13 protein-coding genes are annotated in these 16,111 nt (G+C 72.2%); 8 read left to right on the top strand and 5 right to left on the bottom strand.

The genetic code is table 11. The features are described 5' to 3' along the window. The first annotated feature begins 80 nt into the window (after positions 1-80). Positions 81-689, top strand: coding sequence for a hypothetical protein (locus ACIQCZ_RS10640; protein WP_402281339.1), 609 nt, complete (start codon positions 81-83; stop codon positions 687-689). A 140-nt stretch (positions 690-829) separates the two neighbouring features. Next, positions 830-3,256, top strand: a complete 2,427-nt coding sequence (locus tag ACIQCZ_RS10635) for a right-handed parallel beta-helix repeat-containing protein (RefSeq protein WP_402281337.1) — start codon at positions 830-832, stop codon at positions 3,254-3,256. Here ACIQCZ_RS10635 and ACIQCZ_RS10630 read toward each other — a convergent pair. Then, positions 3,216-5,681 (bottom strand): hypothetical protein, encoded by a 2,466-nt coding sequence (locus ACIQCZ_RS10630; protein ID WP_402281335.1) that lies wholly within the window; start codon positions 5,679-5,681, stop codon positions 3,216-3,218. The genes ACIQCZ_RS10635 and ACIQCZ_RS10630 overlap by 41 nt on opposite strands. Before the next feature lie 129 nt (positions 5,682-5,810). Here ACIQCZ_RS10630 and ACIQCZ_RS10625 point away from each other — a divergent pair, with 129 nt between their 5' ends. From ACIQCZ_RS10625 to ACIQCZ_RS10610, 4 genes are all read left to right on the top strand, one after another. Continuing rightward, positions 5,811-6,647: a DeoR/GlpR family DNA-binding transcription regulator gene (locus ACIQCZ_RS10625; protein ID WP_402281334.1), complete on the top strand. Its 837-nt coding sequence runs from the start codon at positions 5,811-5,813 to the stop codon at positions 6,645-6,647. Positions 6,648-6,899: 252 nt separating this feature from the next. Continuing rightward, positions 6,900-7,370 (top strand): SRPBCC family protein, encoded by a 471-nt coding sequence (locus ACIQCZ_RS10620; protein WP_402281333.1) that lies wholly within the window; start codon positions 6,900-6,902, stop codon positions 7,368-7,370. Positions 7,371-7,437: 67 nt separating this feature from the next. Then, on the top strand, positions 7,438-8,934 hold the full coding sequence (locus ACIQCZ_RS10615) for an SDR family oxidoreductase (RefSeq protein ID WP_402281332.1): 1,497 nt from the start codon (positions 7,438-7,440) through the stop codon (positions 8,932-8,934). 101 nt (positions 8,935-9,035) lie between these two features. Then, positions 9,036-9,515 (top strand): SRPBCC family protein, encoded by a 480-nt coding sequence (locus ACIQCZ_RS10610; RefSeq protein ID WP_402281331.1) that lies wholly within the window; start codon positions 9,036-9,038, stop codon positions 9,513-9,515. Positions 9,516-9,552: 37 nt separating this feature from the next. On the opposite strand, the gene ACIQCZ_RS10605 is transcribed toward ACIQCZ_RS10610, so the two are convergent. Further along, positions 9,553-10,686: a PLP-dependent cysteine synthase family protein gene (locus ACIQCZ_RS10605; protein WP_402281330.1), complete on the bottom strand. Its 1,134-nt coding sequence runs from the start codon at positions 10,684-10,686 to the stop codon at positions 9,553-9,555. A gap of 206 nt (positions 10,687-10,892) precedes the next feature. Between ACIQCZ_RS10605 and ACIQCZ_RS10600 the strand changes: the two genes are divergently transcribed. Together ACIQCZ_RS10600 and ACIQCZ_RS10595 are read left to right on the top strand one after the other, a co-directional pair. Beyond that, positions 10,893-11,210, top strand: a complete 318-nt coding sequence (locus ACIQCZ_RS10600) for a hypothetical protein (protein WP_402281329.1) — start codon at positions 10,893-10,895, stop codon at positions 11,208-11,210. Between the two features lie 192 nt (positions 11,211-11,402). After that, entirely contained in the window at positions 11,403-11,924 is a 522-nt protein-coding gene (locus tag ACIQCZ_RS10595; RefSeq protein WP_402281328.1) for an ATP-binding protein, read from the top strand. A gap of 83 nt (positions 11,925-12,007) precedes the next feature. On the opposite strand, the gene ACIQCZ_RS10590 is transcribed toward ACIQCZ_RS10595, so the two are convergent. From ACIQCZ_RS10590 to ACIQCZ_RS10580, 3 genes are read right to left on the bottom strand one after another with little or no spacing between them, the layout of a single operon-like run. Then, complete coding sequence (locus ACIQCZ_RS10590; RefSeq protein ID WP_402281327.1) at positions 12,008-14,578, bottom strand: ABC transporter permease; 2,571 nt, start codon at positions 14,576-14,578, stop codon at positions 12,008-12,010. Then, the gene (locus tag ACIQCZ_RS10585) at positions 14,575-15,363 is read right to left on the bottom strand and encodes an ABC transporter ATP-binding protein (RefSeq protein ID WP_402281325.1); all 789 of its coding nucleotides are present in this window, start codon (positions 15,361-15,363) and stop codon (positions 14,575-14,577) included. Before ACIQCZ_RS10585 ends, ACIQCZ_RS10590 begins: the two co-directional genes overlap by 4 nt. Further along, a complete protein-coding gene (locus tag ACIQCZ_RS10580; RefSeq protein ID WP_402281324.1) occupies positions 15,360-15,659 on the bottom strand; it encodes an SHOCT domain-containing protein in 300 nt (99 codons plus the stop codon). The genes ACIQCZ_RS10585 and ACIQCZ_RS10580 overlap by 4 nt, the downstream gene beginning before the upstream one ends. Positions 15,660-16,111: the final 452 nt, after the last annotated feature.

Here is a 16,111-nt window from a genome sequence, read left to right as displayed (position 1 = left end):
ATGTCGCTCTCTCTTCGTCGCTTCATCGTGCGAAGCGTGCCGTATCGGGTCAAGAGGGATACGGAAGGGGGTGCGGGACTGTGCGAGCGGTCACGGGAGTGTGGCGCTGGCGGCGCAATCCTCTGCGCCGCGCCACCGACCGGCGCGAGGCGTGGGTGGCTCTTGCAGCGCTGCTGCTCATGGTGCTGGCGGCGCCGGCGCTCGGCTGGGTGTGCGGGTCGCTCACCGACAACGCGCTGCAGGAGTCGGTGCGCACCCAGCAGGCACAGCGTCACGCCACGACAGCGGTCGTGGTGCGCCGGGCACCGGACGCGCCGCATTTCGTCTCCGATCCCGAGGTGTCCTCGGAGCACGCCCCGCAGACCCTGGTGGTCGCGCGATGGAAGGCTCCGGACGGCACGAACCGGCACGGTACGGTGAGCACGCTCTCCCGGAAGACCCGTCCCGGCGCCGTCGTGGAGATCTGGACCGACCTGGACGGCCGGCCCGCGCTGCGCCCCATGGACGCGCCCACGGCTCGTACGCATGCGGCCCTGGCCGGGTTCGGGGTGGCGCTGCTCACCGTCGGACTGGTCGAGGGAGGCCGGCGTCTGATCGTCTGGCGCATGGTGCGGAAGCGGTACAACCGGATCGACCGGGCCTGGGCGGCTGCCGGTCCCGACTGGGGCAGAACCGGGACCGGCAGCTGATCGGGTCAACTCCCGCCCGTCGCGCGCGCTACGGTGGACCGGCCCGCCCCCTTCCTCGGCGGGCGGGCCCGGGGTTCGCCGCTGTCTGAAGGCCGGTGACCGGGCATCACACACGCACGAGGCGGGGACACAACAGCGCCATGGCACAGGGCACGGTCCAGGTGACGCACACCGGCACATCGCGGTGGCGGCGCCGCACAGGCGAATACGCCTCCCTCACCGCAGCCCTGGAGGCCGCGGCGGACGGTGACGTCCTCACCGTCGCTCCGGGCACCTACCGGGAGAATCTGGTCCTGCACCGCGCGGTGACCCTGCGCGGTCCCGAGGGGTCGGTCGGCTCCGTGCGGATCGCTCCGGTCGACGGCGTGCCGTTGACCGTCCGCGCCTCCGCGGTCGTCTCGGACCTGCATGTGGAAGGGCAGGACTCGACCGCTCCGGCGCTGCTCGTCGAGGACGGCGCCCCGGAGCTCGCGGATCTGCGGATCGTGACACGTTCGGCCGCCGGGATCGAGGTGCGCGGTGCGGCCCGGCCGACCGTGCGCCGCTGCACGGTCGACAACCCGGCCGGCGCCGGCATCGCCGTACTCGACGGTGCGGGCGGCGTGTTCGAGCAGTGCGAGGTCGTATCGGCCGGCCAGGCCGGCGTCTCGGTGCGTGACGGCGCGCATCCGCGGCTGGAGCGGTGCCGGGTCCACCACGCGTCCGGCGCGGGGCTGAGCATCACCGGCGAGGGCAGTGGCCTGGAAGCCGTCGGCTGCGAGGTGTACGAGATCAAGGGCAGCGGAATACAGGTGACCGCCCGCGGCGCCGCCCACCTCACCGACTGCACGGTGCACCGCACTTCGGCGGACGGCGTCACCCTCGACACCGACGCCGTGCTGACGCTCGCCGACTGCGACATCCACGACATCCCGGAGAACGCGGTGGACCTGCGTTCCCGTTCGGTCCTCACCCTCACCCGCTCCACGGTCCGCCGGTTCGGCCGCAACGGCCTCTCCGTCTGGGATCCCGGCACCCGTGTCGACGCCAACCAGTGCGAGATCCATGACAGTACGGGCGACTACCCGGCGGTCTGGGTGAGCGACGGGGCGACCGTGATACTGGACTCCTGCCGGGTCCACGACGTACCCGACGCCATCTTCGTGCTCGACCGGGGATCGCGCGCCGACGTGGTGGACAGCGATCTCTCCCAGATCCGCAACACCGCGGTGTCGGTGAGTGACGGGGCGACCGCCCAACTCGACGACTGCCGCATCCGCGAGGCGTCCACCGGCGCCTGGTTCCGCGATCACGGCAGCGGCGGCACGCTGAACAACTGCACCGTCGACGCGGCACAGACCGGAGTGATCGTCACCAAGGGCGCCGACCCGACGATCGAGCGCTGCACGGTCACCTCGCCCGCCGAGGCCGGTTTCTACGTCTCCGCCGAGGGACGCGGCACCTTCCACAGCTGCCGGGTCACCGGCAGCGAGGGCTACGGCTTCCACGTGATGGACGGCTGCCGTACGACGCTGACCCGCTGCCGTACCGAGCGGTGCGCCCGTGGTGGCTACGAGTTCGCCGAGGGCGGCGACGGTCAGGGATCGGGGCCCGTCGTGGAGGACTGCACGAGCGACGAGAGCGCGCTGCGTGCCCCGGCTCCGCCCGCCCCCGCCGTACTGACGGCGACCCAGTCGCCCCCCGGGCTGCTCGGCGCGGTCCCCGGGCCGCGCGCCGTCGAGCCCTCCCCCGCCGAGGTGCCCGCCGCCGAGCCGGCACGCGCCTCGGACGCCGTCCTCGGGGAGCTGGACGCGCTGGTGGGCCTGGACAGCGTCAAGCGGGAGGTGCGTGCCCTCACCGACATGATCGAGGTCGGCCGCCGGCGTCAGGAGGCGGGGCTCAAGGCCGCGTCGGTCCGGCGCCATCTCGTCTTCACCGGCTCCCCCGGCACCGGCAAGACCACCGTGGCGCGGCTGTACGGAGAGATCCTCGCCTCGCTCGGGGTGCTGGAGCGAGGCCACCTCATCGAGGTGTCCCGCGTCGATCTGGTCGGTGAGCACATCGGCTCGACCGCGATCCGTACCCAGGAGGCCTTCGACCGCGCGCGCGGCGGGGTGTTGTTCGTCGACGAGGCGTACGCCCTGTCGCCAGAGGACTCCGGCCGGGACTTCGGCCGGGAGGCGATCGACACGCTCGTGAAGCTGATGGAGGACCACCGCGACGCGGTGGTCGTCATCGTCGCCGGGTACACCCATGAGATGGAGCGGTTCCTCACCATCAACCCCGGTGTGGCGTCCCGCTTCTCACGGACGATCACCTTCAGCGACTACGAGCCCGCCGAACTGCTGCGGATCGTCGAGCAGCAGGCCGACGAGCACGAGTACAGCCTGGCCCCCGGAACCGGGGAGGCGCTGCTGAAGTACTTCACCGAGCTGCCCAAGGGCCCGGCGTTCGGCAATGGCCGCACGGCCCGGCAGACCTTCGAATCGATGGTGGAGCGGCACGCGGGCCGGGTCGCCCAGCTCGCCGAGCCGAGCACGGACGACCTCAGCCTGCTCCACCCGGAGGATCTGCCGGAGCTCCCCTGAGACCGGGGGCCTTCGGGGCCCGCGCCCCGTCGGCCTGACGGGGCAGGACCGGTGCGAGCCGGTCCAGCAGCGCTGCGCGTTCCTCCGCGAAGACCGGGTCCGCCTGGTAGTCCGAGTGCCCCAGAACGGGTTCGGGCAGTGGATGTTCGGGGGTCCGGCCGTAGACCAGCGGGTCCTTCAGCGGCCCCCGGTCCACCGCGGGCTCCGGTCCCTCGTCGAGCCTGACCATGCCGCCGATCGGGTCGGTGGCCCGCCACAGGTTGCGCCAGCAGTTCACGGACCGATGGAGTCCGTGCAGCGGTACGGGGCCGAAGTAGGCCGGGAACCAGCGCCCGTACAACCGCTCGATCGGCGATCCGTAGGTGAGCAGCGCGACCCGGCTCCGGGTTTCGGCGGGCAGTTGCCAGACCGCGGAGGCTGCGAGGACGCTGCCCTGTGAGTGGCCGGAGATGACGAGCCTGCCACGGGTCAGTCCGGTCCAGCCGGACATCCGTGACGCCAGATCGGGGACGGCGCGCTCGGCGTAGCAGGGCGGGGCGAAAGGGTGTGCGGCGCGCGGCCAGAACGTGCCGACGTCCCAGAGGATGCCGATGGTGCGCCGCGCGGAGGCGTCACGGTAGGCGCGCCGCCCCCAGGTGACGAAGAGTATGAACCCGAATCCGATCATCCAGGAGCCGGTGGACTGGGCCGCTTCGGCCACGGCCTCGGCGAACGGGCCGCTGCCGTTGAGCGCCAGACCGGGCACCTCACCGCTCACCCAGGCCCCGCCGACCGCCGCCGCGCCGAGCAGCAGCGTGGCTCCGGAGACCGGGCCGAGGATCCAGGGCGCGGAGTCGGTCAGGGCCGCCGTGGCCCGGATCCGGGCGATCTGCCGGGTCCTGGCGGGGTCCGGCCGCTCCTGCCCGTACTCCCGGTCGACATCGGGTTCCAGGGCGCGGGCGGCGAGCCAGGTGCGCGCCAGCAGCAGGAGGGCGGGAATCGCCAGGAGCACCAGGAGCACGGGAATGACGGAGGCCTGCCAGCTGAGCAGTACCGGTGGCCCCTCGATGGCGGAACCCCTGCCCATGCCCGGGGTACCGGATCCGTCGAGCCAGTCGGCGACGCGCTGGGCGACCCCGCCGGTCATGACGCCGCCGAGGGCGCACGCGAGCATGGCGACGACCGGTCCGCCGAGTCCGTACATGACGGTGCGGGGTTCGGGGGTGCGGCGGTACAGGCTCAGTGAGACCACCGCGAGGACGACGACGAGCATTCCTTGGCCGAGGGTGACGACGCTGAACGCGACATCACCCGGCAGGGCGCCCGCCGACACCCAGGCGGGGCGCGACCACGACGCGTACACCGCGGCGAGGACGAGCAGGGCGAGCGCTGCGCCGGGCAGATAGGTGATGAGGGCCTGGTCGAGCCGGTTGTCGAGGCGCCGTTCGCTCCGGCCGCGGCGGCAGACGACCCAGAGCACCACGAGCGCGCACAGGACCAGTGCCGCCTCGATCAGCCGGCCGAGGATCCCGGGCACGGGGCCGCTGACGGCGCGGTCGTGGCGGGCCGCGGCGCCCGCGACCGACGCGGCGACGGTCAGGAACCCGGCGGCGGTGTGGGCGGCGCGCAGCCGGGCGACCAGACGGCGGCCGTACCAGAATCCGGGCCGGCCGAGGGCCGGCCGCCCACCGGGAGCGGTGCCGGGCGTGCTCAGGTCGTGTCCGGTCTGCGGGTCGACGTCGTCCGGTTCGGACCCGGTGAGCGGGCGCTGTGACTCGTACGCGCTCCAGGTGCGGTTCGACAGGAACCAGAGCAGCCCCACCACGGCCGTGGGCACCAGCGAGGCGAGGGCGAGCCGCCGGCCCGGCTGGGACCACCAGCCGCCCTGGGCGGTCGACAGGAACCCCAGCCAGGACCGCTGGTTCGAGCAGTCCGGCACGCCGGCGCACTGCCAGGCCGTCAGATCGAGCGCGACCTCGCAGGCCGCCGCGGTCAGCAGGACCGTGAGGCTGAGCGCGACGAGCCGGACGACGACGCCGTACAGGCGTACCGCGCGGGTTCGGGCGCGGGCGGTGGGACGCATCCAGTGGGCAAGGTTGACGACCATGAACGGGAGCAGCAGCAGCCACAGGGCGCGGGAGCCGTTGCCGGAGGTGAGGTTGGACCAGCAGTAGGCCTCGGCGATGGGCCGGTCGCGGTACCGCTCCGGGTGCTGCTCGGCGTCCATGTCCTCGGCGCGCCGGTAGATGGCGGCGGTCGCGTCGCCGGTGACCCGGACCGTACGCGGATCGTCGAGCATCTCCTGAGGGGTGGCACCGCCCACGCCGTGGACCAGAAGTTCCAGCGCGGGCCCCGGACTCTGCGGGGCCTGGGTGTCAGGTGGCACTGGAGTGACTCGCTCTCTCGGTCGTGGGGGGGGGTGCTGATGCACGGTCACCAGAATCATGGCAGCGGAAGGGTGCACGCATCGCTCTCACGGAATCTCCCCAGTGCGACGGCCCACGACACCGCGTGGCAGGATGACCCCGTCCGAAGAGAGCCTGCCGTACGGCCAGAGGGAAGGACCGGACCGGCGTTGAGCGAGAATCAGAACCTGCTCGCGGAGCAGCGGCGTGCCCTGATCCTCGACGAGGTGCGCAGGCGTGGCGGGGTACGGGTCAATGAGCTGACCCGCAAGCTGAGCGTCTCCGACATGACCGTCCGCCGGGATCTGGACGCGCTGGCCCGCCAGGGGCTGATCGAGAAGGTCCACGGCGGGGCCGTTCCGGTGGTCGAGGCCAGTACGCACGAGCCCGGCTTCGAGGCCAAGTCGGCTCTGGAGCTGACCGCCAAGGAGGACATCGCGCGGGCGGCCGCGGCGATGGCCGTGCCCGGCAGCGCCATCGCGCTCTCCGGCGGTACGACGACGTACGCGCTCGCCCAGCGGTTGCTGGACGTACCGGATCTGACCGTGGTGACCAACTCGGTGCGGGTCGCGGATGTGTTCCACTCCGCGCAGCGTTCCGGGGCCGCGGGCGGGGTGCGGACCGGGGCCGCCACGGTGGTGCTCACCGGCGGGGTACGGACTCCCTCGGACTCGCTCGTCGGGCCGGTCGCCGATCAGGCGATCGCCTCGCTCCACTTCGATGTGCTCTTCCTCGGGGTGCACGGGATCTCGGTGGAGGCGGGGCTTTCGACGCCGAATCTGGCGGAGGCCGAGACCAACCGCCGTTTCGTGCAGTCGGCGCGTCGTGTGGTGGTGGTCGCCGACCACACCAAATGGGGCACGGTGGGCCTGAGTTCGTTCGCCACTCTGGCCCAGGTGGACACGTTCGTGACGGACGCGGGTCTGTCGGCCGCTGCCCGCGAGGAGATCGAGGAGCATCTGCCGGGCCTGCTCGTGACGGGCGGGATCGAGGACGGCGACTGCTGAGGCGCCGGGCCGTGTGTCGTTTCCGTACATCCTGGACCGGGCGGCGCACCGCCTGAGGGCCGTCCCGTAATTCTTGGTGGATCGGCGCGCGGCGTCGGATGCGGCGCGTCGCAAGGCGGAGGGACGTGCGCGTACCGGATGTATTCGGATGTTCCGACCGACGCGTGTTCCTGTTCCGACCGACGCGGCGAGGTGCCGTGGCTGTCGTCGTGCGCCCGCCGGGGGTTACGGGGCAGCCCGTAGGATCGTGCTGTGGCCGTCTTCCGGATCGAGCGCTTCACGCATCTTCCCACTGCCGAGGCCTGGCGTCGGGTGACGGACTGGGAACGGCACGCGGCGCACGTCCCGCTGACCACGATCACCGTCCGCACGGGACCGCCGACCGGGACGGGGACCGTCTTCGTGGCGCGTACGGGTGTGGGTGCGCTCGGGTTCGACGACCCGATGGAAGTGGTGCGGTGGACGCCGCCCGCCGCCGGGCGGGCGGGGCTGTGCCGGCTGGCGAAGCGCGGTTCGCTGGTGCTGGGGCGGGCGTCGATCGACGTGTGTCCGACGGACTCCGGGTCCCATGTGGTGTGGGTGGAGGAGCTGAGTGTCCGGCTGCTGCCGCGGTGGTTCGATCCGTTGATCGCCGCGGCGGGCCGCCGGGTCTTCGGCCGGGTGCTCGACGGCATGCTGGACCCTCCGGCCGGTCCGTTTCCGCGGCCCGGCATGGCCGGGTGACCCGTGTGCCGCCGTTCGGACTGATCCACCGGGCCCCGTGCGGCGAGCCGGTGGAAGACTCGGCCGGGTGAGCGAATCCTCCGGTGACACGCCGCTGCGTTGCCTGGTGACCGGTGCCTCCGGGTACATCGGCGGCCGGCTGGTGCCCGCACTCCTGGACGCCGGCCACCAGGTGCGCGCGCTGGCCAGGACCCCGCGGAAGCTGCGTGACCACCCGTGGGCGGACAGGGTCGAGGTGACCGAGGGGGATGTCTTCGACGCCGCCTCGGTGCGCGCGGCGATGCGGGACATGGACGTGGCCTACTACCTGGTGCACGCGCTCGGCTCCGGGCCGGGGTTCGAGGAGAAGGACCGGGAGGCGGCCCGGATCTTCGGCGAGCAGGCGCGGGCCGCGGGGGTCGGCCGGATCGTGTACCTCGGCGGACTCACCCCGGCCGGGGTGCCCGAGCGGGAACTGTCGCCGCATCTGCGTTCGCGGGCCGAGGTGGGGCGCATCCTGCTGGATTCCGGGGTGCCGACGGCCGTCCTGCGGGCCGCGGTCGTCATCGGATCGGGCTCGGCCTCGTTCGAGATTCTGCGCCATCTCACCGAACGGCTGCCGGTGATGATCACCCCGAGCTGGGTGCGCACGTCGATCCAGCCGATCGCCGTACGGGACGTCGTGCGGTATCTCGTCGGCTGCGCGCGCCTGCCGGCCGAGGTGAACCGCACGTTCGACATCGGCGGCCCGGACGTCATGACGTACCGGGACATGATGCGGCGGTACGCCGAGGTCGCCGGTCTGCCGCATCGGGTGATCCTTCCCGTACCGGTGCTCACGCCGGGACTCTCCAGTCTCTGGATCGGTCTGGTGACACCGGTGCCGCCCTCCCTCGCCCGGCCGCTCGCGGAGTCGCTGCGCCACGAGGTGGTCTGTCGCGAGCACGACATCGTCCGGTATGTGCCCGATCCGCCCGGCGGATCCATCGGCTTCGAGCGGGCGCTGCGGCTGGCGCTCCAACGGATCAAGGACGCCCGGGTCGACACCCGCTGGTCGTCCGCCGCGGTGCCCGGTGCGCCCAGTGACCCCTTGCCCACCGACCCCGACTGGTCCGGCGGCAGTCTCTACCGCGACGAACGGGAACTGACCGTGCCGGTGGCGCCGGACGCTCTCTGGCGGGTGATCGAGGGCATCGGCGGCGAGAACGGCTGGTACTCCTTCCCGCTCGCCTGGGCCGTGCGGGGATGGCTCGACCGGATCGTCGGCGGTGTCGGGCTGCGGCGCGGGCGGCGGGACGCGCAGCGGCTGCGGGTGGGCGACTCCTTGGACTTCTGGCGCGTGGAGGAGATCGTTCCCGGTGAGCTGCTGCGGCTGCGCGCGGAGATGCGGCTGCCCGGTCCGGCCTGGCTCGAACTGTCGGTGGACCGCGACGAACAGGGGCGGACGGTCTACCGGCAGCGGGCTCTGTTCCATCCGCGCGGACTGCTCGGCCACGCGTACTGGTGGAGCGTATGGCCGTTCCACTCAGTGGTGTTCGGCGGGATGGCCCGCAACATCACCGCGGCCGCGCGTGCGGTCCCGTAGCGGAGTTCCAGGCAATTCGCTTGCAGGGAAGGACATCTGACGATCTGTCAGCTATGGTGTGCGCGAACCGTCCGCCGCCGACCGCATGGGAGGTGCGATCCGTGTTCCGTCGACTCCGTTCCGTGGAACTCGACTTCGTCGAGTCCGCTCCACTGCGACTGGTCTTCGCCGCCGAGGTCTCCGCGCCGCCGCAGGCGGTCTACCGTGCGCTCGCGGACGATGTGGCGGGCTGGCCGAGCTGGTTCACCTCGGTGACGGCGGCCCGGCCCACCCGGGCGGGCACGGGGCGCCAGGTCCGCCTCAAGGGGGGCACGGTACTGCGCGAGACGATCCTCGCGACGGAGCCGGGAGAGCGGTACGCCTACCGGGTCGACGAGTCCAACGCGCCTGGTCCGCGGGCGCTGCTGGAGGAGTGGCGGCTCACCCCCGCCGGGACCGGGACGCGGGTGCGGTGGACGTTCGCCGCGGACGGTTCCGCACTCTTCCGGTTCGCGCTGCGGCTGGGCCGGTCGGGGGTTGGGCGGGCCTTCCGGGACGCGGTGCGCATGCTCGACGGACGGCTGACCGGGCCCACGGCCTGAAAGCGGCCGTGGACCGCGCGGACCCCGTTCCGTCGGGCTATCCGGGCCATTCACCGCTGCGCAGGAAGGAGTCGATGGTCTCGGTGTACGGGGCGATGTCCAGGCCCTGTGCGGCGAGCCAGCTGTCGGAGTAGTACTTGTCGAGGTAGCGGTCGCCGGGGTCGCAGATCAGGGTGACGATGCTGCCGGTGGCCCCCTCCCCGACCATTTCCGCGACCAGTTTGAACGCACTCCACAGCCCGGTGCCGGTGGAGCCGCCCGCCTTCCGGCCGATGGCCTTCTCCAGGGCACGTACGGCGGCGACGCTGGCGGCGTCGGGCACCTTCATCATCCGGTCGATGGCCCCGGGCACGAAGCTCGGCTCCATCCGGGGCCTGCCGATGCCCTCGATCCGGGAGCCGCAGTCGCTGGTGGCGAGGGGGTCGTGGTGGGTCCAGCCGTCGAAGAAACAGGAGTTCTCCGGGTCGGGCACACAGATCCTGGTGTCGAACTGCATGTAGTGCACATAGCGGGCGATGGTCGCCGAGGTGCCCCCGGTTCCGGCCGTGGCCACGATCCAGGTCGGCTCCGGGTACCGCTCCAGTCTCAACTGCTGGTAGATCGACTCGGCGATGTTGTTGTTGCCGCGCCAGTCGGTGGCCCGCTCGGCGTAGGTGAACTGGTCCATGTAATGGCCGCCGGTGTCGGCGGCCAGCGTCGCCGACTCCTCGTACAGCCTTCGCGAATCGTCGACGAAGTGGCAGCGGCCGCCGTGGAATTCGATCAGCCGGCATTTCTCGGGACTGGTGGTGCGGGGCATCACGGCGATGAACGGCACACCGATCAGCTTGGCGAAGTACGCCTCCGAGACGGCCGTCGATCCGCTGGACGCCTCGATCACCGGCTTGCCGGGCCGGATCCAGCCGTTGCAGAGCCCGTAGAGGAAGAGCGAGCGGGCCAGCCTGTGCTTGAGGCTGCCGGTGGGGTGCGTCGACTCGTCCTTGAGGTAGAGGTCGATGCCCCATGCCTCGGGGAGCGGGAATCGCAGCAGATGGGTGTCCGCGGAGCGGTTGGCGTCGGCCTGGACCTTGCGTACGGCCTCATTGAGCCAGGCCCGGTACTCGGGGTCGGAACGGTCGATGTCGATGGTCGCCGCGGCCCGGCCGTCATGTGTGTGCTCACTGGTGCCCATCAGCGCGTTCCTCCTCGTGTCACCGGACTCTGGCCGTCAACGATATTCCCCCCACCTGCAGAAACGTTCACTTTGATGTCCCATAGCCCCGCCTTGGCCTCGACGGACCGGGCGGCCGTGACATTGCGCCATGACGCGGCCTGGCGCGTCGCTCCCGGGTTGTGCAGACTGCCCATCAGAGACACCACGAAGGGGGCGAAGCGGCCATGCCGGAAACGGAGTTCAGCGCGACGGGGGTACGGATCGAGCGGTGGGCCCGCTCGCTCACCACGGCCGGGCAGGTGATCGTCAAGGACGGCAGGCTGGCCCTGCTGACCAGCTACGGGCGCGAGATCGACAGCGCCCCGGTGGTGGCGGTCAGCGCGGGCAGGCCGTGGTTCGCCGGGGCCGGTGCGGCCGTGGCACGTCTCAACGGCACGCGGTACCGGCTGACGATGGGGCAGCGCAATCATGGCCCGGACGCGGCGGGGCCCACGCGCAGGTTCCTCGAAACGCTGCGCAGTGCGGGCGGCCGGATGATCTGACGGGACGGCGCCACCGGAAGGGGGCACCGCGAGTTGCGGTCCCGTGACCCCTGAGCGACATTGGTCACACGTCACTCATGGTTTACCGGCGGTGACACTCGGATCCGCACCGTCGGGCCGGACTCAGCGGCTGGATGTCTGCTGATTCCGTTCCTCCGTCTTCTTCCGGACCTATTTCGGGGAGTCGCAGCCGTGATCAGCGAGCCAAGCAGGCACTGCACGGTGGAGCTCCAGGCCCTGCCGTCGCGGATCGGTCAGGTCCGCAGAATCGTTTCGGCGCAGCTGCGCTACTGGCATCTCGATCCTCTGATCGATCCTGCGGCGCTCGGCGTCACCGAACTGCTGACCAATGTCCACCGGCATGCCCAGCCGGACAAGGCATGCACCGTCGAGATCGAGTTGCTGCTCGAACGGCTGACGGTGTCCGTCCACGATCACGACCCCCGCCTGCCGACCGTGCGCGAAGCCACCGCGTCCAGCACGTCGGGGCGTGGGCTCGCCCTGATCGCCGCGGTCAGCGAGAGCTGGGGGGTGCGCCCGAGGGGCGGGGCCGGGAAGGTCGTCTGGTTCACGCTTCCGGCACCTCCCCTGTTCGCCGCACAGCCGCCCCACCTGGTGTACGGGGCGACGACTGACGGACCGTTCGAGCCGGGCGCCGTCGTGTACCTGGAGACCGCCACGCCGTCCGCCGCCCGGTCGGCGGTGGTCGGGTAGCGGACGCAAGGAGGAGCGGGGTGTCGGCCGACGCCCCGCTCCTCCTTCCGCCGTGCCGCTCCCGCGGCGGATCCCGCTGTGCGCTACTCGGCGGCGACCGCTCGGAGCACGTCCAGCCGGGCTGCCCGGCGGGCCGGCCGTCGGCCCGCCAGCGCCCCGGCCGTGATCCCGACGAGGGCGACCGCCAGGAGCCGTAGCGGCGGGAGCGCGAAGGCGAGGGAAGTGCCGCCCGTGGACGCGGAGGCCTCGACCAGCACCCAGCCGAGGAAGCCGCCCAGCAGCAGACCGCCCGCCGTGCCGAACGCCGCGACCAGGACGGACTCCCAGCGGACCATGGACCGCAGTTGGCTCCGGGTCTGCCCGACGGCCCGCAACAGGCCCAGCTCCCTGGTGCGTTCGTGCAGGGCCAGGGTGAGTGTGTTGGCGATGCCCAGCAGGGCGATCAGTACGGCGAGCGCCAGCAGGGCGTAGACCAGGGTGAGCATCATGTCGATGCCGCCCGCCGAGGACTGCGCGTACTCGCTGCGGGTCTGTACGTCCGGGTTGCCGTACGCCGCCGCGGTCCTGGCGACCGCCGCCTTGCCGTCGGCGGTGGACACACCGGGCTCGAAGGAGACGGCGATCAGCGAGTCGGAGTCCTGCGCGCGGTGCGGGGCCCAGGCCTGACGGGTGATGAGGTAGTCGCCCGCGAGCTCCGACCGTGCGTAGACGGCGCGGACCGTGAAGTTCCGCTGTGCGCCGTCGGCGAAGGCGAGCCGTGCGGTGGAGCCGGTGCGCAGTCCGCGCTCGGCGGCCTCGGTGCCGGACACGGCGATCCCGTTCGCGCCCAGGTCCTTCAGCGACCCGTCGACCGTTCCGAGGTCGAAGACCCTGCCGAGCGCGGCCGGGTCGGTGACGGTCAGGGCGCGTCCCGCGCCGTCGACCTCGGCGACCCCTTTGCCGAGGCCGACAGCGGTCGCGACCTGCGGCAGCCGGGCGACCGCCGGGGCGAGCCGGGGGCTGAGGCCGCTGCCGCCCGCGCCGAAGGCGGGGGCGCTGATGGCGACGTCGCCCGCGAAGGACCGGTCCACCGTCCGGTTCATGGTCGCCTTCAGCGAGGCGCCGAAGACGGTGAAGAGACAGACCACGGCGACGCCGATCATCAGCGCGGTCGCGGTGGAGGCGGTCCGCCGGGGGTTGCGCAGGGCGTTGCGCACGGCCAGTCGGCCCGTGACGCCGCGCAGCCGGTCGAGCGGGGCGCCGAGGAACCGTACGGCGTACGAGGAGGCGACGGGTCCGAGCACCATGAACGCGGCGACTGCCAGCACCGCGCCGATGGCCGCCGGCAGGACGGACGGATCGCCCGACACACCGGTCAGGATGGTGCCGACGGAAGTCAGCATGAGCACGGACCCCGCGACGGCGCGCGTCCGGGAGGCCGCGGAGTCGTCGACGGCGCTCTCGCGCAGGGCGGCGAGCGGGGCGGTGCGTCCGGCCCGGACGGCGGGCAGGAGGGCGGAGCCGAGACAGACGAGGACGCCGACGGCGAGCGGCAGCAGCAGGGACACCGCGCCGATCACCAGCGCGCCCTCGGGGAACGGGAATCCGACGGCGGGAAAGAGCGCCCGCAGTCCGGCGGCGATGCCGATGCCACCGGCCAGACCGGCCGCGGAGGCGATCACGCCGACCACTGTCGCCTCGACGAGTGTCGCGCCCACGACCTGCCGACGGGCAGCCCCGAGGGCGCGCAACAGCGCGTTCTCGCGGGTTCGCTGGGCGACGACGATCGCGAAGGTGTTGTGGATGGAGAAGGTGGCGACGAGCAGCACGATCCCGGAGAACACCAGCAGCAGCGTGGTGAACACGCCGAGGAACGCCCCGGAGATCAGGTCCCGGTTCTCGGCGGCCGAGGCCTGTCCGGTGATGGCCTCGACTCCCGCGGGCAGTACGGGGCGCAGCGCGTCGACGAGTTCCTGCTGGCTGGTGCCCGGGGTCGCGCGCACCTGGATGGCCGATGCCTCGCCGGGCCTCGGCGTGAGGTACTTCTCCGCATCGGCCTGCGTCAGCGCGGTGTAGGTGACCTGCCCCATGCCGTCCTGGCCGCCGAAGGTGGCCAGACCGACGATCCTGACGTGCACGGGGTCGGGGGTGCGCAGCACGGTCGTGTCGCCGATCCTGAGCCCGCCCCGGACGGCGGCGCCGCGGTTGACCACGGCTTCACCGGGTGCGGACGGGGCGCGCCCGGCGGCGAGGCGGTACGGGTTGAGCTTCGGGTCGTCGATCCAGTTGCCGGCCAGGGTGGGCGGCCCCTGGCCTCCGACGGGTGTGCCGTCGGAGCCGATGAGCTGACCGGCGCCCTGGATGTCGGGCGCCGCCGCGGCGACCCCGGGGATCCGCTCGATCCTCTGCACGAGTGCGGTGTTCACCGGTTGCCGGGTGCCCTGGGACTCACCGGCGACGGTGACGACATTGGAGCCGCGCACCACGGCGTCGGTACCGGCGGCCGCGTTGCCGAACATGGTGTCGAAGCTCGCGCGCAGGGTGTCGCCCATGACGAGCGTCCCGGTGAGGAACGCGACGCCGAGCAGGACGGCGACGAATGTGCCCGCGAACCGGCGCTTGTGGGCACGGAGCGAGGAGATGCTCAGGCGTACGGAGGTACGGGTGCCGGTCATGTCGTCACCGCCTGTGGGTGGGGCGGGGCGAAGGACTTGAAGCGGTCGAGCACGCGCTCCGCCGTGGGGTCGGGCATTCGGTCGACGAGCCTGCCGTCGGCGAGGAAGACGACCTCGTCGGCATGGGCCGCGGCGACCGGGTCATGGGTCACCATGACGACGGTGCGGGCGGTCTGCCGGACGGTGCGGCCGAGCAGCCGGAGCACCTCCTGGCCGGAGCGGGAGTCGAGGTTGCCGGTCGGTTCGTCGGCGAAGACGACGTCGGGGCTGCCCGCGAAGGCCCGTGCGACCGCCACGCGTTGCTGCTGTCCGCCGGAGAGTTCACCGGGCCGGTGGTGCAGCCGGTCCCGCAGTCCGACGGTGTCGACGAGCGCGTCGAGCCACTCCGGGTCGGGCCGCTCCCCCGCGAGGTCCAGGGGGAGGGTGATGTTCTCGGCGACGGTGAGCGTCGGCAGGAGGTTGAAGGACTGGAAGACGAAACCGATGCGTCGGCGGCGCAACAGGGTGAGCCTGCGGTCGTCGAGGGTGCTGAGATCGGTGTCGCCGATGAAGGCCGAGCCGGAGGTGAGGGTGTCGAGTCCGGCCGCACAGTGCATCAGCGTGGATTTGCCGGAGCCGGAGGGGCCCATGATGGCGGTGAAGCGGCCCGCCGGGAAGTCGACGCTCACCCCGTCCAGGGCCCTGACCCGGGTGTCGCCGCTGCCGTAGAGCTTCACGGCGTCGACGACCCGGGCTGCGGCGTCGGCGGTGGGGGCGGACGCGGAGGTGGGGAGGGTGGTGGTCATGCCGGTCCTCCCTTGCTGCCGCGGCCGAACTGTTCGTCGAGGACGGAGATCCTGCGCCAGTACTCGTCCTCCTCGATCTCTCCGGCCGCGAAGCGGCGGCCGAGCAGGGTGATCGGGGACGGTTCGGCGGGGCCTTCCTGGGCGGCACGGGCCTGCCAGGGGCCTCGGTGGCCGCGCCGGGCCGTGCGGCGCAGAAGAGTGATGCCGCCGACGACGACGGCCGCCCAGAAGAGCGGGAGGAGTGGGAAGAGCGGGATCCAGGGACCGGGCCCACCGCTGTGCGCCAGAACGTTCATCTCGGTCGTCTCCCTCGGTTCGGAGGTCGCGTTCAGGTTTTCCTGACCCTGAAGAGCCTGGCCCCGGGAGGGGGTCCGAGTCGTCGTACGGCCAGCGGCCGTACGCGTACCACCTCGGGAGTACGCGACGGATCCACGGCTGCTCCCGTCGGTCGACCGAAGATCGCCGGATTCTGTACCTACCGGTTCGTGCGGTCGCTCCACGAGTGCTCCGGAAGGCCCGATCGAAGCCGCCCGGGAGCTTCTGTGGGGGCACGGCCATGTGGGCACCGGCGCCGAGGCCGTCCGGCGGCAGGCGGGCGCGGGCCGGGGCAGCGCGTACCACCACGTCGCGGGGGAACCCGCTCCCCGCCGCATGCGACAGGGGGATCATCCGCGGCCTCGTCGCGACGAAGGGGCACCTGCTGCACGCCTTCCGCGGCCTCGGCGTCGAGGCGCATCCGATCCGCGAA

It is taken from the genome of Streptomyces sp. NPDC093149 (assembly GCF_044754145.1).
In the GTDB taxonomy this organism is placed as follows: domain Bacteria; phylum Actinomycetota; class Actinomycetes; order Streptomycetales; family Streptomycetaceae; genus Streptomyces.
Note: the sequence above shows the minus strand (reverse complement) of the source record. Positions and strands in the feature narration are given on the sequence as shown.